Raw genomic sequence first — 24,065 nt, forward strand, 5'->3', positions numbered from 1 at the left:
GATGGGCCGGCTCCGGCTTCGCGTGAACGGAAGACCTCATGTTCGACATCGGGTGGAGTGAACTGGTCCTCATCGGGGTCGTGGCCCTGATTGCCATCGGCCCGAAAGAGCTGCCGGGCGTGCTGCGCATGGTCGGGCAGTGGATGGGCAAGGCGCGCAAGATGGCGGCCGAATTCCAAGGCCAGTTCCAGGAGGCGATGCGTGAGGCCGAGATGGCCGACCTCAAGAAAAGCTTCGACGAGGTCAAGGAAGCCGCCACGGGTTTTAATCCGATGAGCTCGCTCCAGAAGGACGTGAGCGACGCGCTTCGCATCGATGCGCTGGACAAGCCGGCCGAGACGCCGGCGGCCACCGCCGTCGATCCGCCCGTCACGCCCACGACACCGGAGACCCCGACGCCGTCGACCTTCATGGAAGCCGAAGCGCATGCGGCCGCGGACGAGCCGCTCGCGATCACCCGTGAGGTCGAACAGGCAAAGGTTGCGCAGGACACCGCGCCATCCGAAGCGATCAAGGACGCCAAAGCGTCATGACCGACGCCGATATCGAGGCCAGCAAAGCCCCGCTGATGGACCATTTGATCGAGCTGCGCTCGCGGCTGATCAAGGCGCTGCTCGGCTTCGGCATTGCGTTCATCTTCTGCTTCTTCTTCGCCAAGCAGATCTACAACGTCCTTGTCTGGCCGTTCGTGTGGATTGCGGGTCCGGAGAACTCGAAATTCATCTACACGGCGCTGCTCGAATATTTCATCACCCAGCTCAAGCTCGCGCTGTTCGGCGCCGGCTTCATCTCGTTCCCGATCGTGGCGACGCAGATCTACAAGTTCGTCGCGCCCGGCCTCTACAAGCACGAGAAGCAGGCGTTCCTGCCGTATCTGGTCGCGACGCCGTTCTTCTTCGTCCTGGGCGCGGCGCTGGTCTATTTCGTCGTGCTGCCGATGCTGGTGCGCTTCTCGCTCGGCATGCAGCAGTCCGGCGGCGACGAGACTGCGCAGATCCAGCTGTTGCCCAAGGTCGGCGAATATCTGTCGCTGATGATGTCGCTGATCTTTGCCTTCGGCATCGCCTTCCAATTGCCGGTGATCCTGACGCTGCTCGGGCGGATCGGCATCGTCAGCTCGACAATGTTGCGCGAGAAGCGCCGCTACTTCATCGTCATGGCCTTCGTGATCGCAGCCGTGCTGACGCCGCCCGACGTGCTCAGCCAGTGCTCCCTCGCGTTTCCGCTGATGGCGCTCTACGAGGGCTCGATCCTCGCGGTGGCGATGGTGGAGAGGAAAGCGGCCGCCGCACAGGCTGCCACCGGCACTGACGTGTCGACGCCGGCCAATCCGGCGGAGTAGGGCACTTTCGCACTATCATGTCGTTGTCCAGCCCATGATTCGTCATGCCCGGGCTTGACCCGGGCATCCACGACTTGATCTAAGGCGGCAGATACGTGGATGGGCGGGACAAGCCCGGCCATGACGGGAAGACAGCCATGCACGACATCAAAGCGATCCGCGACAATCCGCAAGCCTTCGACGCCGGCCTCGCGAGGCGTGGCTTGACGCCGATGTCGGCCTCGCTGCTCGCGATCGACGAGAAGCGGCGTGCGGCGATCCTGGCCTCCGAGCAGGCGCAGGCGCGGCGCAATGCAGCTTCGAAGGAAATCGGCGATGCCAAGAAGGCCAAGGACGAGGCGCGTGCGGCCAAGCTGATGGCCGAGGTCGCCGAGCTCAAGACCACGATGCCCGAGCTCGAAGCGGCGGCGAAAGCCGCCGACGATGAGCTGAACAAAGAGCTGGCCGCGATCCCGAACATCCCGTTCGACGACGTGCCCGACGGCGTCGACGAGCACGGCAACGTGCAGCACCACGTGTACGGCAACAAGCGCAACTACGCATTCGCGCCGAAGCTGCATGACGATCTCGGCACCGCTCTCGGCTACATGGATTTCGAAGCGGCGGCAAAGCTCTCCGGCGCGCGTTTCGTCGTGCTGAAGAAGGGGCTGGCGCGGCTCGAGCGTGCCATCGGCCAGTTCATGCTCGATCTGCACACCACCGAGCATGGCTACACCGAGATCAATCCGCCGCTCTTGGTGCGCAACGAGGTGATGTTCGGCACCGGACAATTGCCGAAATTCGAGCACGATCAGTTCTGGGCGATCAAGGGCGAGCTGCTCGCCTCGCCGGACCATGAGCGGCTGAAGACCGAGCGCCTCGGTCTGATCCCCACCGCCGAAGTGTCGCTCACCAATCTCGCCCGCGAATCCATCCTCGATGAGAAGCAATTGCCAATGCGGCTGACCGCGCTGACGCCATGCTTCCGCGCCGAGGCGGGTGCGGCGGGGCGCGACACCCGCGGCATGATCCGCCAGCACCAGTTCACCAAGGTCGAGCTGGTCTCGATCACGACGCCGGAAGTGAGCAAGGACGAGCTGGAGCGGATGCTGTCCTGCGCCGAGCAGGTGCTGCAGAAGCTCGACCTGCATTACCGTGTGATGACGCTCTGCGCAGGAGATATGGGCTTCTCGGCGCAAAAAACCTACGACATCGAGGTCTGGATGCCCGGGCAGGGCGAGGGCGGGGCGTTCCGCGAGATCTCGAGCTGCTCGGTCTGCGGCGACTTCCAGGCACGGCGCATGGATGCGCGCTCGCGCGGGCCCGACGGCAAGCCGCGCTTCGTGCACACGCTGAACGGCTCCGGCACCGCCGTCGGCCGCGCGCTGATCGCCGTGATGGAAACCTATCAGCAGGAGGACGGCTCGATCGCGGTTCCGGACGTGCTCCAGCCCTATATGGGCGGGCTGAAGGTGATCGCGCGCGACTAAAGCGTTTTCCTGCGAAGTGGACACCGGTTCGCGTCCGAAAACGCGGCATGACGAGAATCGCGTTGCGAAGATCGGGCGGCCCGCTATCCTGCCGGCCCGTCCACGCGAACCCTCCGTTCATGGCCTTGCACCGCGACATCTTCTGGGTCGGCAGACAATGGGCGGTGACGGGGGCCGGGATCCAGGCCATCGATCAGCGCCTCCGCGGCGTTCTCGACATCGAGATCGCGCGGCTCTGGGACGACGATCTCGTGCAGAGCCGGCGGGCCAAGCCCGGGGTCAATGCTGCGGATTTCGACAAGGCGCTGAGCGTGGCACGCGAACGCTTTCCGCAGGAGCCGACGTCCGATCCGTTCGTCGCGCAGCTAAAGGCGCTCGGCGTCATCGAGGCTTCCGTCGTGAACCCGGTCGTGCCGGCGATGCAACTGCGTGCAGAAGGCCGGCTTGCGCGCTTCCTGCCGCAATGGCGCGTTCGCCGCTAGCGGGACCAGCCAGGGAACCAGCCGCCGGCCCGCCGCAATCGTCCGGTTTGCCTGATCGGCGCTGGCCGGATAAGACGGCTCAGACCCGCTTTCAGGAATCGAACCTTCCGCATGCGCATTCTCTGCACCAATGACGACGGCATCCACGCTCCCGGCCTCAAGGTCGTGGAGGAGATTGCGCGCGCTTTGACCGATGATGTCTGGGTGGTGGCGCCCGAGCTCGACCAGTCTGGCGTGTCGCACTCGCTGTCGCTGAACGATCCCTTGCGTCTGCGCGAGGTCGGCCCACGGCACTTCGCCGTGCGCGGCACGCCGACCGACTGCGTCATCATGGGAGCGCGCCATATTCTGGGAGCCAAGCTGCCCGATGTCGTGCTGTCCGGCGTCAATAAGGGCCGCAACGTCGCCGAGGACGTGGTCTATTCCGGCACCATTGCCGGCGCATTGGAAGGCACCATCCTGGGGTTGCCGTCATTCGCATTGTCGCAGGAGTTCAGCGTCGAGACCCGCGAACGGCCGCCCTGGGACACGGCCCGCAAATTCGGGCCGGATATCCTGCGCAAGGTGATCGCCGCCGGCGTTCCGAAGGACACCGTCATCAACATCAACTTCCCGTCCTGCGCGCCGGAGGATGTGCTGGGCATCCGCGTCACGCGGCAAGGCAAGCGCAATCTCGGCTTCCTCAGGATCGACGAGCGCCGGGACGGCCGCGGCAATCCTTATTTCTGGATCGGATTCGAGCGGACCGCGATGCTCGACACGCCCGCCGACGGCACCGATCTCGCGGCGCTGCGCGAGCGCTACGTCTCGGTCACCCCGCTCAGGCTCGACCGCACCGACGAGGCGTTTTCGGAAGCGCTTGGCCTCACCCTGAAATAAGGGTTAGCTGCCGCGAAGCGCGGCCTCGATGGTCTTGCCGAGCGCGTCGAGCTGAAACGGCTTCTGGAGCGCCGGCCGGTCGCGATATTGCTCGGGCAAGCCGGAGGAGCCGTAACCGGTAGCGAAGATGAACGGGCAGCCCTTGGCCATGATGACATCGGCGACCGGCGAGATGACCTTGCCGTTGACGTTGACGTCGAGAATGGCGAGATCGAACTCGGTGGATTGCGCAAGCCGCATGGCCTCATTGATGTCGCCCGCTTCGGCGGCAACCCTGTAGCCGAGCTCCTCCAGCATGTCCGCAACCATCATTCTGATCATGACCTCGTCCTCGACGAGGAAAACAGAGCGGCCCGAAAGCCCTGTCGCAGTCATGGTTGAGTCCTTGCCCATTCCCGTAAACGTTCGCAGATAACGATAGGCGACGCAATGCGCGTTTCGGCGAACGCAAACCTCGCAAATGGCTTAGCGCTTTGAAAGCCTTGTTGTGGTCAAATGCTGCACTGAAACGCTATCATGAGTTCCTGAGCCGGAACAAGATTCTCGTCTCGGGTTCTTGCGGTGCAGTGCCGCGATCCGCCCGGACGAGATGAGCAATAGCAGCAATGACGCCCCACCAGCACCCGCCGGAAAAGATGATGTTTCAGCTCACCCTGAGGCGTCGGGGCATCAGCGATCAGGCCGTGCTCCGGACCATGGAAGAGGTGCCGCGCGAGCTTTTCGTCGACGAGGCCGATCGCGAGGGCGCCTATCATGACAGCGCGCTGCCGATCGCCTGCGGGCAGACCATCAGCCAGCCCTTCGTCGTCGCCTACATGACCGAGCAGCTCCAGCTCCAGAAGCAGCACCGGGTGCTCGAAATCGGCACCGGCTCCGGCTACCAGGCCGCCGTGCTGTCGCGGCTCGCCGGCCAGGTGCTGACCGTCGAGCGCTATCGCAAGCTCGCCGACACGGCACGCGCCCGGCTTGAGAAGCTCGATTGTCACAATGTTGAGGTGATGCTCGGTGACGGTCTCAATCTGCCTCCCAACATCGGCCCGTTTGACCGCATCATCGTCACCGCCGCGATGGAGCAGATACCGGAGAACCTGGTCGAGCGGCTGGAGGTCGGGGGCATCCTGATCGCCCCGGTCGGCCCGCATCAGGGCGTGCAGACGCTGACCCGCCTGGCCCGCAGCGAAACCGGAATCGAGCGCAAGGAACTCGTCGAGGTCCGCTTCGTGCCGGCACTGCCCGGGGTGGCGCGGGAGCTGTAGAATCCCGGATCGGCAGTGCCGCCAACATCTTATTGTGAGGGTTAAGCCGTTATTTACTCGGCGCGTGTTTACTTAAAACACCAGTTCTGTTGCGTACGAGTGAGTAACCATGTCCGCTGTCGCCGAGTTGCTTTACTCGCGCCGCGTGCCGCAGGTCGCGGTGCTGGCGCTGATCTCCTTCAGCTTTGCAGGGTGCAGCGCCGACATGTCGTCGCGGCTGTCCCAGACGAACTTCTCCAATCCTTTCGCCTCCGAGCAGACCGGTTCGGTGCAGCAGCCACCGCCGCCCCAGCGTGAGCTGCCGCAATATGCGCGGCCGCAGACGCAGCCCGGTTACTACCAGTCGCAGGCTTTGCCTCCGCCCGCGGTGTCTGCCCCGCAGTCCTATCCCGTTGCCTCCGGGGGCGGGGTGTCCGGTGGCGGACGCGGCGTCAGCTCATATGCGCCCCCGGCGCAACCGCACCTGGAGACCACGGCCACCGTCCCGCCGCGGTCGGTCGCGGCCGCCCAGCCGGCCGGCGGAACCAAGATCATCGTCGGTACCAGCGACACGCTCGACGTGCTCGCCAAGCGCTATCGCGTCACGCCGCAGGCGATCCTTGCCGCCAACGGCTACAAGGGTCCGCGGACGCTCTCGCCCGGCCAGCAGCTGATCATTCCGTCGCCGGCGACGGCAGCTGCACCGGCGCCCGCGATGGCCCCGGTCGCGGCAGTGCCTGCGGCGAAGCCGGTTGCTGCCGTCGCGGCACCGCCGAGCACGCACTTCGTCAACCGCGGCGACACGCTCGCCAGCATCGCGCGCAAGAACCGCATCTCGGCGGCAGAGCTCGCCCGTGCCAACGGCCTCGATCCGTCGGCAAAGCTGAAGCTCGGCACCAAGCTGACCGTGCCCGGTGCCAAGACAGCCGCCGTCGCGGCGCCGGTCGCTGCGGCTCCGATCGCGGCTGCACCGGTGGCCGGAACGCTCCAGCCCGTCGCGGCAGCTCCGGCGCCCGTGACCAAGGTGGCCACGGCCGCTGCGCCCGTGCAGAGCGCGCGGCTCGCCCAGGCCACGAGCAATGTGGAAGAGAAGGCTGCCGAGACGCCGGCGAAGGCTGCGGAGGCCACCGGCGCGCTGCCGACCTTCCGCTGGCCCGTCCGCGGCAAGGTGGTCACGAGCTACGGTGCCAAGACCAATGGCAAGTCCAATGACGGCATCAATCTCGCGGTGCCCGAGGGGACGCCGGTCAAGGCGGCCGAAGATGGCGTCGTCGCCTATTCCGGCAACGAGCTGAAGGGTTACGGCAATCTGGTTCTGGTTCGGCACTCCAACGGCTACGTCACCGCATATGCCCATGCGAGTGAGCTGTTGGTGAAGCGCGGCGATACCATCAAGCGCGGCCAGGTCATTGCCAAGTCGGGTCAATCCGGGGAAGTGGCGTCGCCGCAGCTCCACTTCGAGATCCGCAAGGGATCGAGCCCGGTTGACCCGCTTCAATTCCTCAACGGGGCGTGAGACTTACGTAGCCTCCGCACGAACAGTGTCGTCGCCCGGCTCGACCGGGCGACCCAGTACGCCGCAGCCTCTCGATCGATCACAACGGTCTCTGGAATACCGGATCGCCCGCTCCAGTGCGCAAGCGCGCACAAGGCGGGCGATGACAGTTGAATTCGGGGTAACAGCTCGCGCTACTACGCCGTCAGCTTCACACCCAGCCGTCCCGCCAGCTCCTGCACGAACTGCCAGGCAACGCGGCCCGAGCGCGAGCCGCGTGTCGTCGACCATTCCAGCGCCTCGCGCTCGAGCGCCTCGTCGTCGATCCCGATGCCGAAATGGCTGCAATAGCCGCTCACCATGGCGAGATATTCGTCCTGGCTACAGCGGTGGAAGCCGAGCCAGAGGCCGAAGCGATCCGACAGCGAGACCTTCTCCTCCACCGCTTCGCCCGGATTGATCGCGGTCGAGCGCTCGTTCTCGATCATCTCCCGCGCCAGCAGATGGCGCCGGTTGGAGGTGGCGTAGAGGACGACGTTCTCTGGCCGGCCCTCGATGCCGCCTTCGAGCACCGCCTTGAGCGACTTGTAGGAGGCATCGTTGCCGTCGAAGGAGAGGTCGTCACAGAACACGATGAAACGGAAGGAAGAGGCTCGCAGCTGCTCCATCAGGGCCGGCAGGCTCTCGATGTCCTCACGGTGGATCTCGATCAGCTTGAGCTTGTCGGCCGATTTGCGCTCCGCGTTGATGCTGGCATGCGCTGCCTTCACCAGTGACGACTTGCCCATGCCGCGTGCGCCCCAGAGCAGGGCGTTGTTGGCAGGCAGGCCGTTGGCGAAGCGCTCGGTGTTCTCCATCAGGATGTCGCGCATCCGGTCGACGCCCTTGAGCAGGAACAGCTCGACGCGGCTCACGCGCGGCACCGCCGAGAGGCGTCCGTCGGGATGCCAGACATAGGCGTCCGCCCGCTTGAACGACTCGGCCTCGACCGCCGGCTTGCCTTGGGCGGAGAGGTGCGCCGCAATGGTCTCCAGGGCACGGACGATGCGCTCCTGCGCGGGGTCTGGCTCTGCCTTGGTGACCGCCGCCGTGGGGCGTTTTGCCGCGACACGGGTGGGCTTGTTGGCAGGGGTGCGGGGGCCTTTGCCGGCCGGGCTTTTGCTATGGTTTTTGGGCATGTCCGAAGTTCCTGAGAACGCAGCCTTATCGGGCCTCACGGGCCGCCGCAAGGTGGCCCAAAAGGGCAGTCTGGCAGCGTTGCAATTGGGGCAATGGCCGCTATAGTCCGCGCGAATTTGACCGAACCGGTCGCCTTCGAGGGCCTGACCGGCTTTCCCCCGTTCTCACGAGGATCGTCCGAATGCTGATTACCCCTGCGTATGCCCAGGCCGCGGCCGCTGGCGACACCAACAGCATGTTGATGTCGCTGCTGCCGTTCGCCCTGATCTTCGTGATCATGTACTTCCTGATTCTGCGCCCGCAGCAGAAGAAGGTCCGCGACCACGCCGAGCTCGTGAAGAATATCCGCCGCGGCGACACCATCGTGACCTCGGGAGGTCTCGTCGGCAAGGTTACCAAGGTGGTCGACGACGACCAGATCGAGTTCGAGATTTCCGACGGCGTGCGCGTGCGGCAGATGCGCCAGATGATCTCGGGCGTTCGTGCCAAGGGCGAGCCGGCCAAGGAAAGCGCAAAAGAGAGCGCCAAGGACGACACCGCGGCGAAGTGAGAGCTTCACCGCGAGTCTCAAGTCTCCTGATCTGACAGGTCCAGTCGATGTTGTATTTCACGCGGTGGAAGGCGCTGGGGATTATCCTGACGGCGCTGATCGTGTGCCTCTGCGCGGTCCCCAACTTCTTCCCCGAGGCGCAAGTCAAGAGCTGGCCCGCCTGGGCGCAGCGCCGCCTCGTGCTCGGCCTCGACCTCCAGGGCGGCTCCTATCTGCTACTCGAGGTCGACGCTGCCTATGTGAAGAAGGAACGGCTGGATCAGATCCGCGACGAGGTTCGCCGGACGTTGCGCGACGCCAAGATCGGCTTCACCGGCGGCGTCACCGTCCGCAATGACGCGGTCGAGGTTCGCATCACCAAGGAAACCGACGTGCAGCCGGCGCTCGCCAAGCTGCGCGAGCTGTCCCAGCCGCTGGGCGGCCTGATGGGATCCAGCGGTCAGCGTGACCTCGAGGTGACTGATGCCGGCGGCGGGGTGATCCGCCTGAGCGTCCCGCAGGCCGCGGTGCTCGATCGCCTGCGAAAGACCATCGAGCAGTCGATCCAGATCGTCGAACGCCGCGTCAACGAGCTCGGCACCGTCGAGCCCGTCATCCAGCGCCAGGGCAACGACCGCATCCTGGTGCAGGTCCCCGGTCTTCAGGACCCGACCCGCCTGAAGGAACTGCTGGGCAGGACCGCGAAGATGGAATTCCGCATGGTCGACACCTCCGTGCCGCCGGATCAGGCGCAAGCGGGCAGGGTGCCGCCGGAATCCGAACTGCTGATGAGCGCCTCGCCTCCGCCGACGCCCTACGTGGTCAAGAAGCAGGTGCTGGTCGCCGGCGGCGACCTGACCGATGCGCAGGCGACCTTTGACCAGCGCACGGGTGAGCCGGTCGTCAGCTTCAAGTTCAACACCTCGGGCGCGCGCAAATTCTCGCAGGCCACGCAGGAGAACGTGGGGCTGCCGTTCGCGATCGTGCTGGACAACAAGGTGATCTCGGCGCCCGTCATCCGCGAGCCCATCACCGGCGGCCAGGGCCAGATCTCCGGCAATTTCACGGTGCAGTCGGCCAACGATCTGGCCATCCTGTTGCGCGCCGGCGCATTGCCGGCTCCGCTCACGGTGGTCGAGGAGCGCACCGTGGGTCCGGGACTCGGCCAGGACTCGATCGAGAAGGGTCAGCTGGCGGCCTATGTCGGCTCGATCCTCGTCATCATCTTCATGCTCGTGACCTACCGGCTGTTCGGCGTGTTCGCCAACATCGCGGTGGCCATCAACGTCGCAATGATCTTCGGCCTGCTGTCGCTGCTCAATGCCACGCTGACGCTGCCTGGTATCGCCGGCATCGTGCTCACCGTCGGCATCGCCGTCGATTCCAACGTGCTGATCTACGAACGCATCCGCGAGGAATTGCGCGGCGGACGCAATGCGATCTCGGCGATCGACGCCGGCTTCAAGCGGGCGCTCGCCACCATCCTCGATTCCAACATCACCACATTCATTGCCGCCGCGGTGCTTTTCTACATCGGCACCGGTCCGGTGCGCGGCTTCGCCGTGACGCTCGGCATCGGCATCATCACCACGGTGTTCACCGCCTTCACCCTGACCCGGCTGATCGTCGCCTGGTGGGTGCGGTGGAAGCGGCCGCAGAGCGTGCCGATCTAGGAGCCTGATCGTGACTCAGACCGTTCTCATCGGGCTCGGCGTTCTCATCGCCATTCTCACCGTGGTCTCGGCGCTCGGCCTGCTGCCGTCGCTGCGCATCGTCCCCGACGATACGCATTTCGACTTCACGCGCTTCCGTCGCATCAGCTTTCCGATCTCGGCGGCGCTGTCGATCGTCGCGATCGTATTGTTCTTCACCCACGGCCTGAACCTCGGTATCGACTTCAAGGGCGGCACGCTGCTGGAGGTGAAGGCGAAGTCCGGCGCCGCCGACATCGCGGCGATGCGTACCTCGCTCGACGGCCTGGGCCTCGGCGAGGTCCAGCTGCAGCAGTTCGGCGGTCCGGAGAACGTCCTGATCCGCGTTGCGGAGCAGCCGGGCGGCGACGCGGCCCAGCAGGCAGCCCTGCAGAAGGTTCGTGGCGCGCTTGGCGACAGTGTCGACATTCAGCGCACCGAGGTGCTGGGTCCGCGCGTCGCCGGCGAGCTCCTGGCCTACGGCATGCTCGGCCTGATGCTCGCGATCGTCGGGATCCTGATTTATCTCTGGTTCCGGTTCGAATGGCAGTTCGCGCTGGGCGCGATGATCGCCAACGTGCACGACATCGTGCTAACGATCGGCTTCATGTCGATCAGCCAGGTCGATTTCGATCTGACCAGCATCGCCGCGCTTCTGACGATTCTCGGCTACTCGCTCAACGACACCGTCGTCATCTACGATCGCATCCGGGAAATGCTGCGTCGCTACAAGAAGATGCCGATGCCCCAGCTGCTCAACGAATCCATCAACTCGACGCTGTCGCGCTCGATCATCACCCACGTCACGGTGACGCTCGCGCTGCTCGCGCTGCTCTTGTTCGGCGGCCATGCTATCCACAGCTTCACCGCGGTGATGATGTTCGGCGTGGTGCTGGTCGGCACCTACACCTCGATCTTCATTGCAGCGCCGATCCTGATCTATCTCGGCGTCGGCGAGCACCGCGAAGACGCGCCCGATACGACGACGCCGGCGAAGAAAAGCAAGGCATGATCCGAACCTCGTGCCCTCGCAGGCGTTTGCGAGGGCAGTAAGCCCATTCGGACGAAACTCATGGCCGGCGATCCCAACGCTCCGCATTTCCCGCGCTCGGCGCCGATCGACGCCTATGGCAAAGGCGGCTTCGCCTTTGCCGGCATGTCCCATCGGGGCTCGCTGCTCTGCCTGCCCGACGCGATCTGGGCCTGGGACGTGACCGACCCCGCGAAGATCGACCGCTACTCGCTGGATCGGGTGTTCACGGCGGCCAACAGCATCGACACGCTTCTGGTCGGCACTGGAACGGGGCTGTGGCTGCCGCCGCCGGAGCTGCGTCAGGCGCTCAAGGCGGTGAGGGTGGTGCTGGACACGATGCAGACCGGCCCGGCCGTGCGCACCTACAACATCATGATCGGCGAACGGCGGCGGGTTGCCGCCGCGCTGATCGCCGTGCCATGAGCAGCCCGGCGCCGCCATCCGACTCCGCCGCGTTCTGCGCCGATCTCGTGCGCAGCCATGACTTTCCGCGCTACGCCGCGACCCTATTCGTGGCGGCCGCCGAGCGCCGCGCGTTGCTGGCGCTGTACGCCTTCAACGTCGAGATCGTCCGCGTCCGCGACCAGGTGAGCCAGCCCTTGCCCGGCGAGATCCGCCTGCAATGGTGGACCGACATGCTGTCGGGCCATGTCCATGGCAGCGCCGAGGGTAATCCGGTGGCGGCGGAGCTGCTTCGTGCGATCCGCGATTTCGACCTGCCGGTCGAGCCGCTGTCGCTGCTTGCCGAGGAGCACCAGTTCGATCTCTACAACGACCCGATGCCGACCATGGCCGCGCTGGAAGGTTACCTCGCGGCGACCTCATCGGCGTTGTTTGCCCTGGCAGCGCAAGTGTTGGGACCGCCTTCGGAGGCGGCCGAGCATGTCGCCCGCCATGCCGGGCTGGCGCAGGGTATCGTGCAGGTCATCGCCAATCTGCCGCGCGATGCCGCGCACCGGCAATTGTTCGTGCCGCAGCAGGTGCTGGAGCAGCACGATTGCAGCATGGGGGATGTCTTCGCCGGCAAGGAGACGCCCAATCTCCATGCGGTGCTGGAGCAGCTCGCGGGCGAAGCCCGGCAGCATATGACCGCGGCTTCATCGCTGCTGGCGCAGCTGGCGCCGCCGTTGCGGCCGGCGTTTCTGCCGCTGCGCCAGGCGCAGGCCGATCTCGAGCGCCTGTCGCGCCCGGGACGCAATCCGTTTAGGTTGCAGCCGACCTCGCGGTTGCGCACGCTCTGGACGCTGTGGCGCGCCTCGCGATCGCGTGAATTTACCAAATAGACGCCGGCTTATCGCCTGGCCCGCCCAAATGCTCTATGCTGTCCTATGGCTGACATGTCCCAAAGCTCGTTCGATCTCAGCGGCCTTCCGGTCGCCCCGGAAGACATTCACGCCGCCGCCAAGACCATCCAAGGCGCCGTTGTCGAGACGCCCTGTAGCCACAGCCGGACGCTGAGCAGCATCTGCGGCTGCGACATCTGGCTCAAATTCGAGAACCTGCAGTTCACCTCCTCGTTCAAGGAGCGCGGCGCGCTCAACCGGCTCACCGCGCTGACGCCGGACGAGCGCGCGCGGGGCGTGATCGCGATGTCCGCGGGCAACCACGCGCAAGGCGTTGCCTATCACGCCAAGCGGCTCGGCATTCCCGCCACCATCGTGATGCCGATCGGCACGCCCATGGTGAAGATCGAGAACACCAGGCATCACGGCGCCGAGGTGGTGGTCACGGGCGCGACGCTGGAGGAGGCGGCCGCCTTTGCGCGCAGCCACGGTGAAGCGCACGGCATGGTCTTCGTCCATCCTTACGACGATCCGCTCGTCATCGCCGGGCAGGGCACGATCGGGCTGGAAGTGCTGAAGGCGGTCCCGGAACTCGACACGCTGGTCGTCCCGATCGGCGGCGGCGGTCTGATCAGCGGGATTGCCATTGCCGCGAAGTCGATCAAGCCGTCGCTCAGGATACTGGGCGTCGAGGCTTGGCTCTATCCCTCGATGTACAACGCCATTCACGACGGCAATCTGCCGGCGCGCGGCGATACGCTCGCCGAGGGCATCGCGGTGAAATCACCGGGCAAGATCACCACCGAAATCGTTCGGCGCCTCGTCGACGATATTGCGCTCGTCAACGAAGCCGAGCTCGAGCGCGCAGTCGCGACCCTGATCTCAATCGAGAAGACCGTCGTCGAGGGCGCTGGCGCCGCCGGCCTCGCCGCGCTGATGTCCGATCCGTCCCGCTTTGCCGGCGAGAAGGTCGGCCTCGTGCTGAGTGGAGGCAATATCGACACGCGGCTGATCGCCTCCGTGCTCACCCGCGAGCTGGCGCGCGAGGGGCGGCTGACGCAGTTGTCGCTCGATATCCCCGACAGGCCGGGGCAGCTCGCCGCGGTAGCGGCACTGCTGGCCGAGGCGGGTGCGAACATCATCGAGGTCTCACACCAGCGGACCTTCTCCGACCTGCCGGCCAAGGCGACGCTGCTGCAGCTTGTCATTGAGACCCGCGATGCCGCGCATCTCGACGAGGTGATGGCCAGGCTCAGCGCATCCGGACTGAGCGCGCGCTGCACCTGAGCACGCGCTAACGTGACGCCAAATCCGCGACGTGGTCGATCAGCCGGTCGATCTCGGCTTGGGTGTTGTAGTAGTGGGGAGAAGCCCGGACGAGCGGCGGCAGCTCGCGGATCTCGGCATCGATGCGGGTACTCGACGGGTCTGAAGCGCCGATTGTGATGCCCGCCGCCGCGGCGCTGCTGACAATGGCCTCCGCTTCATATCGATCCAAAGTGAAGCTGACGATGGCGCCAGGCTTGCGGCCAAGGTCGTGAATAGTGATGCCGCGAATGGAAGCGAGGCCGCTGCGAAGGCGGCCCGCGAGCAGCCGGCAGCGCTCCTCGATGGCATCCATGCCGATGTCGAGCGCATAATCGACGGCAGCGCCGAGCCCAAGCCGGGCGGCGTAATTATTCTCCCATGTCTCGAAGCGGCGGGCATCGTCGCGGAGCCGATATTCATCGCGCGAGACCCAGGGCGCTGCAAAATGGTCGATCATCGGTGGCTCGAGCTGCTGCAGCAGCGGGCCGCGCACATAGAGAAAGCCGGTACCACGCGGCCCCCGCAGGAATTTGCGTCCCGTGGCCGACAGCATGTCGCAACCGATCGCCTCGACGTCGACCTCCATCTGGCCGATCGCCTGGCAGGCATCGAGCAGATAGGGGATGCCGTGTGCTCGCGCAATTCTGCCGATGGCCGCTGCGGGATTGGTTAGCCCGCCATTGGTCGGAACCCAGGTGACGGCGATCAGCTTCACGCGTTCGTCGATCATACGTTCGAGTGCGCCGACATCGAACTCGCCCGTCGCATCGCTCGGTACCACATCGATGACCGCGCCTGTGCGTTTGGCGGCCTGAAGAAACGCAACATAGTTGGCGGCGTACTCCGCTTCGGCCGTCAGGATCCGGTCGCCCTCTCGAAATGGAAGCGAATAGAACGCCATCTGCCAGGCAACCGTCGCGTTTTCCACCAGGGCGATTTCATCCGGCGATGCGTTCAGGAGCCGGGCCACTGAGCCGTAAACGGCTTCGAGCCGATCTGACGCGCGATCGGCTGCGGCATAGCCGCCGATCTCGGTCTCGAGATCGATATGTCCCTTCATCGCCGCGACGACGGGCGCGGGCATGAGAGCCGCACCGGCATTGTGGAGATACGCGAGCCGGGAGGCAGCAGGCGTGTCGGCACGAATCTGGTTGATGTCGATCACGTCAGAGCCTCCATCGTCAGGTTCCTCGTAGACACAATGACGTACGCGAGCAAGCTCGGGCAAACGACTGTTCCAGCTGGAGCATGCGGATCGGGATGCCTATGCTGATCGGAAGCGCAATCTGGCACGGAATCACAGGGAATACCCAATGGCAAAGAACACGATCTGCCTCTGGTACGACAAGGATGCTGAAGCCGCGGCCCGCTTCTATGCCGAGACGTTTCCCGACAGCGCGGTGAGTGCGGTCCATCGCGCGCCCAGCGACTATCCGTCCGGCAAGGCAGGCGATGTCCTGACCGTCGAGTTCACAGTAGCCGGCGTTGCCTGTCTCGGCCTCAATGGCGGACCCGTCTTCAAGCACAACGAGGCCTTCTCGTTCCAGATCGCCACCGACGATCAGGCGGAGACCGATCGCTACTGGAACGCCATCGTCGGCAATGGCGGGCAGGAGAGTGCGTGCGGCTGGTGCAAGGACAGATGGGGAGTCTCCTGGCAGATCACGCCGCGTGTGCTGACTGAGGCGTTGGCCGCCGGTGGCACGGAGGCCAAGCGCGCCTTCGATGCGATGATGGGGATGACGAAGATCGACGTCGCCGCGATCGAAGCCGCGCGCCGCGGCTGAGACGGTCGCGCCTCAGATGCAGAGGCCGAGCAGCTTGACGTGACAATTGCCGGACTTCGGCTTGCTCGCGGGCGGTACCTCGCGCTTCACCGCGACGACGGGCTCCTTGTCCTTTTTCTTGCCTTTGCCCTTGAGCCCGTAATCGCCCGCGATCACCATTGCCCAATAAGTGCGCTTGCCACTCGCATTCTTGGCGCTGGCAATGCCGACGCGCGAGGCGTTGTGCAGCAACAGGTTCTTGCGGTGCCCGGAGGAGTCGATCCACTGGCCCAGCGTCTTCTCGAAGCTTTCGTAGCCGTAGGCGATGTTCTCTGCGGCACGGCCCGCGCCGGCCGGTGCGACGCGCCGGTTGAATGGGCCGAGTGCGTCGTGGCTGAGGTCGTCCTTCGCCGCCATCGCGCGGGCCTGATCCATGGCTATGCGATCGAGGGTGGCGTCGCGGACAACGCGGGCCTCACCATGCTTGAGACGGAAGCTGGAGATCAGCTCCGCCGGTGAGTCGGCCAGCGCAGGCGCCCCTGCCAGCAGCACAAGGCCGGCGATCGTTCCGCCAACCATACGATGCATCATCGTCCCCCGAGCGCCCATGATCTCTGCCATTTCTGCGTGATCCAAGCGCTTCTCGATCGCCATTGTGGAGGCTTCAAGGCGCAGATTCCGCGCTAGCTCGTCGGGAGCTTCGCCTCGAAATTGAAGCGGTCGCGCAGGTTCTTGCGCTGCTCCAGGATATCCTTGAGGAAGGCGCGATCTTGCTCGTTCTTCATCATCGGCTCGATCAGGTCGAGCTGGTTCATGGCGACCAGTTGCAGGACCTCGATGCGCGGCTTGCCGCTGGTGTTCCGTGGCAGGGCGTGCACGACCTGGATGTGCTCGGGCGGCTTCGGTCCCTTGGCGGCGGCAAGCTCGCTGCGGAGCTGGCCCTCGAGCGCGGCCTGATCGGCTTCGACGAAGGCGTAAAGCCCGACGCCGGAGCGACGGTCGGCAAAGGCGACGATGGCGGCGTCGCGCACGGCGGGATTCCGGCGGATCAACTCGGCCAGCACCGGCGCGTCGTTGACGAGCCGACGGCCGCCGCCCTCGCGGTCGGTGAAGTTGAACAGGCCGCGGGTGATGGCGCGATAGACCTTCTTGCCGGTGGCGAGCCACAGGCTCGCGGCGAACGACTTCCTCGCCAGGATCTTTCGCTCTCGCGGCGTCAGCGCCTCGGGCGCGTAGGAGCGCTTGTGCTTGAGCAGATGCCGGAGGTCTTCATAGGCGAGGATGCGATAGAGCCGGCCGCGGCGCTTGAAGCACGCGGCGAGCTGGAAGTCGGTGACATAGGCGCGGCCGTCGCGGCCGACCAGCCAGTTCTGCTCCTTGGCGAGATCGTTGTGGCAGATGCCGGCGCGGCGCAGCCGACGCAGTGCGGCCTTGGCGGAGCGGAAATAGGCGACATCGCCATGGGGCTTTGCCAGGTGCAGCGCGACGCCGTCGACGAAGCCGCGCACCAGAGCGCGGCGCCCGGCCCAGAGCAGCTCGGGGCCGACGTCGAGGCCCTTGGCCCGCACCAGGGCCTGCTTCTCGCGGGCGAACAGGTGGCGTGCCAGCAGAAACGACCACCATGGCACCTCGTCGAGCCGGCGCAGCACCGCGTCGATCTCGCCGCTTTCGCTGCGGAAACGGCCGCGCTCGACAGTCGAGAACACGTCGCGCTTGAGCATCACGCCTTCGGTCCAGCGCGCCGACAGCTCTGCGGCGTCGTCTTTGGGCAAGCTCATTGCAAACTCACGCGGCGGCGGCAATGCGCAGGTGATCGGCGATCCAGCGATCGAGATCGGCGAGCGCCCGTGCGCTCAGCGCCTGCTTCTTGGCCACCGTCTTCTCGTTGCCGCGCAGCCGCGTGCCGTCGGGCTTCTTCGTAGGCACGCTCGTGAGCGGTGGAAACAGGCCGAAATTGATGTTCATCGGCTGGAACGAGCGCGTGCCCGGCTCGATGGTCTCGATATGGCCGCCGGTGATGTGACCGAGCAGCGATCCCAGTGCGGTCGTAGCCGGCGGGCTGACAAGCGTCTCGCCGCGCGCTTCCGCGGCTGCATAGAGACCCGCGATCAAGCCGACGCTGGCGGATTCCACATATCCTTCGCAGCCCGTCATCTGGCCGGCGAAGCGCAGCCGCGTCTGTGCGCGCAGCCGCAGCTGGCCGTCGAGCAGCTTCGGCGAGTTCAGGAAGGTGTTGCGATGCAGGCCGCCGAGGCGGGCGAATTCGGCGTTCTCCAACCCCGGAATGGTGCGGAAGATGCGCTGCTGCTCGCCATACTTCAGCTTGGTCTGGAAGCCGACGATGTTGTAGAGCGTGCCGAGCTTGTTGTCCTGGCGCAGCTGAACAATTGCGTAGGGCTTGGTGGTGGGATCGTGCGGATTGGTGAGGCCGACCGGCTTCATGGGACCATGACGCAGCGTCTCGGGGCCGCGCTCCGCCATCACCTCGATCGGCAGGCAGCCGTCGAAATAGGGCGTGTTGGTCTCCCATTCCTTGAACTCAGTCTTCTCGCCGGCGATCAGTGCGGCGACGAAGCCCTCATACTGCTCCTTGGTCATGGGGCAGTTGATGTAGTCGGCACCGTTGCCGCCGGGGCCGATCTTGTCGTAGCGCGATTGGAACCAGGCCACCGACATGTCGATGGATTCGCGGTGCACGATCGGCGCGATGGCGTCGAAGAAGGCGAGGGCGTTCTCGTCGGTCAGCTCGCGGATGGCGTCGGCCAGCGGCGCGGAGGTGAGGGGGCCGGTGGCGACGATGACGTTGCTCCACGCGGCCGGCGGCAGGCCCGCGATCTCGCCGCGCGCGATCTCGATCAGGGGATGATCGTTCAGCGCCTTGGTGACGGCCGCCGAGAAGCCGTCGCGATCGACCGCGAGTGCGCCGCCGGCGGGCACCTGGTTGGCGTCGGCCGCGCGCATGATCAGCGAGCCGAGGCGGCGCATCTCCGCATGGAGCAGGCCGACGGCGTTGTTGGCGGCGTCATCCGAGCGGAATGAGTTGGAGCAGACGAGCTCGGCAAGTCCGTCGGTGCGGTGCGCCTCGGTCATGCGGGTCGGCCGCATCTCGTGCAGCACCACGGGCACGCCGGACTTCGCAATCTGCCAGGCAGCTTCCGAACCGGCGAGGCCGGCACCGATCACGTGGACGAGGTTGGATTGGGGTCCTGTCATGGGGCGGACAGGTAGCGCTTTTCGGCGGAGAGTGGAATCGCCGAGATCGAGTTTTCTGCCACCAGATGCGACAACGCCCGCACGAGGCGGGCGCTATCGGTCCGTTCTAGTGGAGGGCTGAAGGATATCAGCCCTGATACTGACCGGCGGCAACGCGCGGGATGTCCGAGCGATCGAGGCCGATGTCGGCCAATTCGCGATCGCTGAGCTGGGACAGCTCGGCAACATTGCGCTGATAGTCCCGGAAGGCCTGGATCATGCGGATGAGCGAGAGCAGCATTGGTAGTCTCCTGTAGTTCGATTCAGCCTTTGCTTGAGGCCTCATCGTTGAAATGAATATAAGTGAGAGTGGTGCAGTGCGAAAGTTCCGATGTTGCGATGCAGCTAAGCGCTGTACGCATATCGATCGTAACCAACGATTAACTGACGGGCGCTCCTGCTCGTCCGCCGGGCACTATGTCCGACTGGGAGCCACAAATCACCGTGAATTCACGGGCTTATGCTCAAACCCTAGACGTGCAACGCCCACGTGGACATAGGGTGCTTTTCACAGTGCGCTAGCGAGCGTAATAGCGACTCAGCCCAAAACACGTATGCATGATTTGCATGCATCCGAAATCTTAGAAGTGAAAATTGATTCATTCAAAAGCCGTTCCGACACCGATATTCGTACATCGGCGCACCGAATCTCTGCATGCTGCTCTGTGCCGAGTGCAACATCACGCAGTTCTCGCGAGGAGTTGATTGCGGCAAGTTGCCGCGCCCTGAGAAAAGTCGTGCTGCAGATTCCGGCAATTTCGCTGGTCTGCCTCATCTGAAGAAGGAAGTAACGTCATGACGAAGTTACTCGGGGTTATCGCCGTCGCCGCTGTTGCGTTCGCCGTCGCGCCCGCCGAGGCCGCCAAGCACGCCATCGGCGGTTGCAGCGGGGCCAATCTGGAGAAAACCGAAACTGCGATCGAGAACATGGCCGACGGCGACAGCAAGTTCGTCGCGCAGAAGGAGATCGCTGCGGCTCAGGACTCGCTGCTCAACGGCAAAATGGGTGCATGCGGTGCGCACCTGAACAAGGCGATGCATGCCACCATGGGCAAGTAAACGCGCCCAAGTAAATTCACCCAAGAGGGCCGGTCGCCTTGCGATCGGCCCTAGCGTTTTGACGTGTTTAGTCTAAGGGGCGCGCGCGAGCTGGGCGGCAAAATAGGCCACGGTCTTGGAGTAGACCTCGCTCTTGTTCCACTGCTTGAGCACCTCAAAGTTCGGGCTGCCCGGCTGCCAGTCCTTGCCCTTCTGCCAGCCATAGCCGACCAGATAATTGGCGGTGGAGGCGAGCACGTCGGGCACGTTATGCAGAAGATCGCGCTTGCCGTTGCCGTCGAAGTCGATGGCATATTTCATCCAGGATGACGGCATGAATTGGGTCTGGCCGAGCTCCCCGGCCCAGGCGCCTTTCATCTCGGCGGGCGCAAGATCGCCGCGCTGGACGATGCGCAGCGCATCCAACAGCTCGGCGCGAAACTGCTCGGAGCGACGGCAATCGTAAGCGAGCGTTGCAAGCGAGCGGATGGTTGCGAACTTGCCGGTGTTGACGCCGAAATCGGTCTCCAGGCCCCAGATCGCGACCAGGACTTCGCCCGGCACGCCATAGGCCTGCTCGATGCGCGACAGCACCGAGCCGTATTGCTTCATCCTGTTGGAGCCGCGCTCCAAGCGTGGCGGCACCATGCGGCCGGAGAACTCCTCGAAGCTCTGGGTGAATACCTTTTGCGAGCGGTCGCGGTTAAGCACGCTCTGGTCGAGTGTGACGCCGGCAAGCGCGGCAGTGATGGTCTGCTGCGAGATGCCCTTCGCCGCAGCGTCGGTTTTGAAATCAGCCAGCCAAGCGTCGAAATTGCCCGAGTCGCAGGCAACCGCGGCGGGCGCTGGCTGGACTGAGAAAAGGGACGCGGAGACGGCCAAGGCTGCGAGAGCAAGACGAGAAATCGTCGGAGTCATCAGATGAAATGGATTTCCGTGAATTTGACCTGACCGGCAGCATAATCTCGGCTGTAACCGCGGCCAAAGCAAGGCGTGCGGCCCTGTCCGAACCGGCCAGGGCCGCACGTCACGAGATTGTCAGACGTCAGTCCGATTCCGCCACGGGAAAAGGTTGGCCGGGAAGTCGGCGGCCGGCTTGCGCGGCCGATGCGGCGGAGGCGGGACCGGACGTGCGCCCGGATCGGACACGATCACCTTGCGGTAAAGGTGCCACGTGGCGTGCCCGAGCAGCGGGACCACAACGGCGAGGCCGAGGAAGGCCGGGATCGTGCCGAGCGCGAGCAGCACCGCCACGATCAGGCCCCAGGCCGCCATCGGCACCGGGTTTTTTGCGACCACGCGCAGCGAGGTGCTCATCGCCTCGAACGCACCGGCATGGCGGTCCAGCATCAAGGGGAACGACACGGCACTGAGACAGAGCGCGGCAAGCGCGAACAGGAATCCGGTGCCGCAGCCAACCACGATCAGCCACCAGCCTTGCTGCGTCGTCAGCACGCGCATCATGAAGTCCGAGAATCCGGTGACGCCCTCGTAGCCGAACGCCGCGACATAGATCGCCTGCGCGGTCGCCACCCAGGTGACGAACAGGGCGAGCAGCAACGTACCGAGGCCGAGCATCGCGCCGAACGACGGCGATCGCAGCACCTCCATGGCATCCCAGGCGCTGGCCGGTTCATAGCGCTCGCGTCGGCTGGAAAGCTCGTAGAGCCCGAGCGCAGCGAAAGGCCCGATCAGCGCGAAGCCCGCGGCGAGCGGAAACAGCAGCGGCAGCACCGAATAGCCCATCACCACACGGGCGAGCATGAGGCCGAGCACCGGGTAGATCACGCAGAGGATGATCGCGTGGCTCGGAACGGCCTTGAAATCCTCCCAGCCGCGCCTGAGCGCGTCGTGCAGATCGGACAATTGAATGGTTCGGATCACCGGTCCAGCCGCATCCGTGGGCTGGGCCACCGTGGGGACATTGCCCTGGTAGAGTGTGGCCATGGTCGCTAGCTCCCTTGCCAAGCGGCTGCATCCGGCGCCGGCAAACGGCGCAAGCGGCCGCCCATTCTCTTGAAATCCCGCGATCCCGACCAGACGCGAATTCCGGATGGCATCGCGAGCTGAACGGCAAGCATACTCCCAAGTCCGAGTCCTGTCCCTCACGCTTGGATGAAATTCGATGCCGCGGCGCAATCAATGCGGCGTCATTCTGTCGTCATTTCGCCGCAGATAAGCTGATGCTGCTGTCCGCTCGCGGAAGTTCGCGGGCGCGGCGCACCAACTTCGTCTATAAGTGCCACGCAAGGCCCTTCCAACGGATTCCTTTTCGGGGAGCAGACATGAGCATTTTCGGGAAAATCATCAGCGCGATCTTCGGCGGCCAGCCGGCCTCCGCTGCACCGGCCGGTGGCGCCGCTTCGCCGGGCGCCCCCGCAGGGTCGGCAAGTCCTTCGGCTCCGGCCGGCGCGCCCATGGCCGCGGTCGACGTGGCGGCGATCGTCGACAAGGCGGCGGCCGCGCACAAGGGCGAGAAGCTGGAATGGCGTACCTCCATCGTCGATCTCATGAAGGCGCTCGACATCGATTCCAGCCTCGCTGCGCGCAAGGATCTCGCCAAGGAGCTGGGCTACAGCGGCGACATGAACGACTCGGCGAGCATGAACGTCTGGCTGCACAAGCAGGTGATGTCCAAGCTCGCCGCTAATGGCGGCAAGCTGCCGCCGGAGATCAAGCACTGACCGGACCTGGGGTAGTGCCGCAGGGCCCGCGATCGCCGCGGGCCCTTTTGCGTTCAGGCGACCAGATCCGCATCCTCCGGATGCCGGTCGAGATAGTCGACGACGAAGCCGCAGCCGGCGATCACCTTCTTGCCGTCGCGCCGGATCAGGTCGAGCGCGCCCTTGACCAGCTCGGAGCCGATGCCGCGCCCGCGCAACGCGCGCGGCGTCTCGGTGTGGGTGATGATTACGGCCGACGGAGTCAGCCGGTAATTGGCGAAGGCGATGTCGTCGCCGACATCGAGCTCGAAGCGGCTCCTGTCCTTGTTGTCGCGTACCGAAGCCGCCATGCGGGATCCCTCCGAACTGCAGATGCCTCCTGATCTAGGGGGCTGACACGGCCCTTGCCAAGGTGAGACCAGGGGAGATTGGTGCAGATGAGATATCTGCAAATGCGCGCCGCCCTCACCGCACTGCGGTATGGCCATGGCGCCCGGCGAGCATGGTCCGCGGCTCCGCAAATAATTCCCGATACCGCTCTTGCAAGCCGGGGTTCGGTTCCCACGTCCTGGAAAGGACATACGCCCGAATGCGGCCGGCAGGGTCGCTAGACATTCGGAGTGTCATGATCGCCAGCCGCAGACGTATGCCTCTTTTGCAGGAGGGTACGATGTCGGATTCTGGTTTCTTGAATACTCATCGAACATGGGAAGACTGGTGTGGGATGCTGCTGGGCGCGTTGATCGTGGCCTCGCCGTGGTTCCCGATCCAGGATCAGGCGATCTCCGGTCACCAGACGGCCATCCTGAACACCGTTGCGATCGGTCTCGTCGTATTTGGCATCAGCCAGCTCGAATATGTCGCCTTGCAGCGCTGGCAAGAGGTCACGACCATCCTGGTCGGACTGTGGCTCATCGCCTCGCCATACGTGATCGGCTATTCCGGTGAGGGATTTCTCCGCATCTATCACACGGCCCTCGGTGCGGTGGTGGTGCTGCTCGGCATTCTCCAGCTGTGGCAGGACTGGGATATGAATGACCAGGACTTGCTCAAGCACGGACAATAGACCCTAAGTTACGGCAGGCCCGCCGGCCACGAGCGGCGGGCCTATGCACTCACCGTGTCACGAGATCTGCATAGTCCGGGTGCTTGTCGATCCACGCCTTCACGAACGGGCATTGCGGGATCAGCTTCAATCCCTCGGCGCGGACCTGGTCGAGCGCGCCTTGCACCAGCTTCGAGCCAATGCCCTTGCCGCCAAGCTCCTTCGGCACGTCGGTGTGCTCGAAGGTGATGACACCGCCGTCGAGCCGGTAGTGCTCGGTCGCAAGATGACCCTCCACGTCGAGCTCATAGCGGTGATGGGCCTTGTTGTTGATGACGTCGCTCATATCGTTGCCTTGCAGCTGCCGGCCTCGCGC

Annotated in this window: 28 protein-coding genes; 17 read left to right on the forward strand and 11 right to left on the reverse strand. The window is 64.9% G+C overall.

What is annotated here, in order from left to right; all coding sequences use genetic code 11:
- Positions 1-38: 38 nt before the first annotated feature.
- From tatB to surE, 5 genes are all read left to right on the forward strand, one after another.
- Complete coding sequence (gene tatB, locus ABIA40_RS10675) at positions 39-533, forward strand: Sec-independent protein translocase protein TatB (RefSeq protein ID WP_271537832.1); 495 nt, start codon at positions 39-41, stop codon at positions 531-533.
- Positions 530-1,342 (forward strand): twin-arginine translocase subunit TatC, encoded by an 813-nt coding sequence (tatC, locus tag ABIA40_RS10680; RefSeq protein WP_157286094.1) that lies wholly within the window; start codon positions 530-532, stop codon positions 1,340-1,342. The genes tatB and tatC overlap by 4 nt, the downstream gene beginning before the upstream one ends.
- 137 nt (positions 1,343-1,479) lie before the next feature.
- Positions 1,480-2,811, forward strand: a complete 1,332-nt coding sequence (gene serS / locus ABIA40_RS10685; protein ID WP_271537839.1) for a serine--tRNA ligase — start codon at positions 1,480-1,482, stop codon at positions 2,809-2,811.
- Between the two features lie 119 nt (positions 2,812-2,930).
- Positions 2,931-3,293: a hypothetical protein gene (locus tag ABIA40_RS10690; protein WP_157286092.1), complete on the forward strand. Its 363-nt coding sequence runs from the start codon at positions 2,931-2,933 to the stop codon at positions 3,291-3,293.
- Between the two features lie 111 nt (positions 3,294-3,404).
- Positions 3,405-4,172, forward strand: a complete 768-nt coding sequence (gene surE / locus ABIA40_RS10695; protein WP_271537842.1) for a 5'/3'-nucleotidase SurE — start codon at positions 3,405-3,407, stop codon at positions 4,170-4,172.
- A gap of 3 nt (positions 4,173-4,175) precedes the next feature.
- Here surE and ABIA40_RS10700 read toward each other — a convergent pair whose 3' ends face one another.
- Entirely contained in the window at positions 4,176-4,547 is a 372-nt protein-coding gene (locus ABIA40_RS10700; RefSeq protein ID WP_157286091.1) for a response regulator, read from the reverse strand.
- A 230-nt stretch (positions 4,548-4,777) separates the two neighbouring features.
- On the opposite strand from ABIA40_RS10700, the gene ABIA40_RS10705 reads away from it, so the two are divergent.
- Both ABIA40_RS10705 and ABIA40_RS10710 read left to right on the forward strand, forming a co-directional pair.
- Positions 4,778-5,428, forward strand: a complete 651-nt coding sequence (locus ABIA40_RS10705; RefSeq protein WP_271537845.1) for a protein-L-isoaspartate(D-aspartate) O-methyltransferase — start codon at positions 4,778-4,780, stop codon at positions 5,426-5,428.
- Positions 5,429-5,537: 109 nt separating this feature from the next.
- Positions 5,538-6,923, forward strand: a complete 1,386-nt coding sequence (locus ABIA40_RS10710; protein WP_404540959.1) for a peptidoglycan DD-metalloendopeptidase family protein — start codon at positions 5,538-5,540, stop codon at positions 6,921-6,923.
- 176 nt (positions 6,924-7,099) lie between these two features.
- Here ABIA40_RS10710 and ABIA40_RS10715 read toward each other — a convergent pair whose 3' ends face one another.
- Positions 7,100-8,080, reverse strand: a complete 981-nt coding sequence (locus ABIA40_RS10715) for an ATP-binding protein (RefSeq protein ID WP_271537849.1) — start codon at positions 8,078-8,080, stop codon at positions 7,100-7,102.
- A 182-nt stretch (positions 8,081-8,262) separates the two neighbouring features.
- On the opposite strand from ABIA40_RS10715, the gene yajC reads away from it, so the two are divergent.
- The 6 genes from yajC to ABIA40_RS10745 are packed head-to-tail and all read left to right on the forward strand — an operon-like array spanning position 8,263 to position 13,904.
- Positions 8,263-8,631 (forward strand): preprotein translocase subunit YajC, encoded by a 369-nt coding sequence (gene yajC, locus ABIA40_RS10720; protein ID WP_036012751.1) that lies wholly within the window; start codon positions 8,263-8,265, stop codon positions 8,629-8,631.
- A gap of 47 nt (positions 8,632-8,678) precedes the next feature.
- On the forward strand, positions 8,679-10,283 hold the full coding sequence (gene secD / locus ABIA40_RS10725; RefSeq protein ID WP_271537851.1) for a protein translocase subunit SecD: 1,605 nt from the start codon (positions 8,679-8,681) through the stop codon (positions 10,281-10,283).
- 10 nt (positions 10,284-10,293) lie between these two features.
- Entirely contained in the window at positions 10,294-11,313 is a 1,020-nt protein-coding gene (gene secF, locus ABIA40_RS10730; RefSeq protein ID WP_271537853.1) for a protein translocase subunit SecF, read from the forward strand.
- Between the two features lie 60 nt (positions 11,314-11,373).
- Positions 11,374-11,757 carry an Mth938-like domain-containing protein gene (locus tag ABIA40_RS10735; protein WP_028179505.1) on the forward strand — a complete coding sequence of 128 codons (384 nt, stop codon included), beginning with the start codon at positions 11,374-11,376 and terminating at the stop codon, positions 11,755-11,757.
- Positions 11,754-12,617, forward strand: coding sequence for a phytoene/squalene synthase family protein (locus ABIA40_RS10740; RefSeq protein ID WP_271537856.1), 864 nt, complete (start codon positions 11,754-11,756; stop codon positions 12,615-12,617). The genes ABIA40_RS10735 and ABIA40_RS10740 overlap by 4 nt, the downstream gene beginning before the upstream one ends.
- Positions 12,618-12,662: 45 nt before the next feature.
- Positions 12,663-13,904, forward strand: coding sequence for a threonine ammonia-lyase (locus tag ABIA40_RS10745; protein WP_271537858.1), 1,242 nt, complete (start codon positions 12,663-12,665; stop codon positions 13,902-13,904).
- Between the two features lie 7 nt (positions 13,905-13,911).
- On the opposite strand, the gene ABIA40_RS10750 is transcribed toward ABIA40_RS10745, so the two are convergent.
- Positions 13,912-15,090 carry an aminotransferase class V-fold PLP-dependent enzyme gene (locus tag ABIA40_RS10750; RefSeq protein ID WP_404540963.1) on the reverse strand — a complete coding sequence of 393 codons (1,179 nt, stop codon included), beginning with the start codon at positions 15,088-15,090 and terminating at the stop codon, positions 13,912-13,914.
- Positions 15,091-15,238: 148 nt separating this feature from the next.
- On the opposite strand from ABIA40_RS10750, the gene ABIA40_RS10755 reads away from it, so the two are divergent.
- Positions 15,239-15,712, forward strand: a complete 474-nt coding sequence (locus ABIA40_RS10755) for a VOC family protein (RefSeq protein ID WP_008547150.1) — start codon at positions 15,239-15,241, stop codon at positions 15,710-15,712.
- A gap of 12 nt (positions 15,713-15,724) precedes the next feature.
- On the opposite strand, the gene ABIA40_RS10760 is transcribed toward ABIA40_RS10755, so the two are convergent.
- The 4 genes from ABIA40_RS10760 to ABIA40_RS10775 form a co-directional block, all read right to left on the reverse strand.
- Positions 15,725-16,279 (reverse strand): CAP domain-containing protein, encoded by a 555-nt coding sequence (locus ABIA40_RS10760; protein WP_198399917.1) that lies wholly within the window; start codon positions 16,277-16,279, stop codon positions 15,725-15,727.
- A 95-nt stretch (positions 16,280-16,374) separates the two neighbouring features.
- On the reverse strand, positions 16,375-17,469 hold the full coding sequence (locus tag ABIA40_RS10765) for an AMP-binding enzyme (protein WP_128261565.1): 1,095 nt from the start codon (positions 17,467-17,469) through the stop codon (positions 16,375-16,377).
- A 7-nt stretch (positions 17,470-17,476) separates the two neighbouring features.
- Complete coding sequence (gene trmFO / locus ABIA40_RS10770) at positions 17,477-18,904, reverse strand: methylenetetrahydrofolate--tRNA-(uracil(54)-C(5))-methyltransferase (FADH(2)-oxidizing) TrmFO (protein ID WP_157286081.1); 1,428 nt, start codon at positions 18,902-18,904, stop codon at positions 17,477-17,479.
- Between the two features lie 127 nt (positions 18,905-19,031).
- Positions 19,032-19,184: a DUF1127 domain-containing protein gene (locus ABIA40_RS10775; RefSeq protein WP_007590701.1), complete on the reverse strand. Its 153-nt coding sequence runs from the start codon at positions 19,182-19,184 to the stop codon at positions 19,032-19,034.
- Between the two features lie 554 nt (positions 19,185-19,738).
- Here ABIA40_RS10775 and ABIA40_RS10780 point away from each other — a divergent pair.
- Positions 19,739-20,002: a hypothetical protein gene (locus ABIA40_RS10780; RefSeq protein WP_271537867.1), complete on the forward strand. Its 264-nt coding sequence runs from the start codon at positions 19,739-19,741 to the stop codon at positions 20,000-20,002.
- A 72-nt stretch (positions 20,003-20,074) separates the two neighbouring features.
- On the opposite strand, the gene ABIA40_RS10785 is transcribed toward ABIA40_RS10780, so the two are convergent.
- Positions 20,075-20,899 (reverse strand): lytic murein transglycosylase, encoded by an 825-nt coding sequence (locus ABIA40_RS10785; RefSeq protein ID WP_271537869.1) that lies wholly within the window; start codon positions 20,897-20,899, stop codon positions 20,075-20,077.
- A 120-nt stretch (positions 20,900-21,019) separates the two neighbouring features.
- A complete protein-coding gene (locus tag ABIA40_RS10790; RefSeq protein WP_275509962.1) occupies positions 21,020-21,928 on the reverse strand; it encodes a DUF2189 domain-containing protein in 909 nt (302 codons plus the stop codon).
- Between the two features lie 338 nt (positions 21,929-22,266).
- Here ABIA40_RS10790 and ABIA40_RS10795 point away from each other — a divergent pair, with 338 nt between their 5' ends.
- Entirely contained in the window at positions 22,267-22,665 is a 399-nt protein-coding gene (locus ABIA40_RS10795; protein WP_157286077.1) for a DUF3597 domain-containing protein, read from the forward strand.
- A 53-nt stretch (positions 22,666-22,718) separates the two neighbouring features.
- Here ABIA40_RS10795 and ABIA40_RS10800 read toward each other — a convergent pair whose 3' ends face one another.
- Complete coding sequence (locus ABIA40_RS10800; RefSeq protein ID WP_036044205.1) at positions 22,719-22,994, reverse strand: GNAT family N-acetyltransferase; 276 nt, start codon at positions 22,992-22,994, stop codon at positions 22,719-22,721.
- A gap of 320 nt (positions 22,995-23,314) precedes the next feature.
- Here ABIA40_RS10800 and ABIA40_RS10805 point away from each other — a divergent pair, with 320 nt between their 5' ends.
- The gene (locus ABIA40_RS10805) at positions 23,315-23,710 is read left to right on the forward strand and encodes an SPW repeat protein (protein ID WP_198399913.1); all 396 of its coding nucleotides are present in this window, start codon (positions 23,315-23,317) and stop codon (positions 23,708-23,710) included.
- Between the two features lie 49 nt (positions 23,711-23,759).
- On the opposite strand, the gene ABIA40_RS10810 is transcribed toward ABIA40_RS10805, so the two are convergent.
- The gene (locus ABIA40_RS10810; protein ID WP_225133681.1) at positions 23,760-24,035 is read right to left on the reverse strand and encodes a GNAT family N-acetyltransferase; all 276 of its coding nucleotides are present in this window, start codon (positions 24,033-24,035) and stop codon (positions 23,760-23,762) included.
- Positions 24,036-24,065 lie beyond the last annotated feature (30 nt).

It is taken from the genome of Bradyrhizobium sp. USDA 223, assembly GCF_044909005.1.
Classification (GTDB): domain Bacteria; phylum Pseudomonadota; class Alphaproteobacteria; order Rhizobiales; family Xanthobacteraceae; genus Bradyrhizobium; species Bradyrhizobium yuanmingense.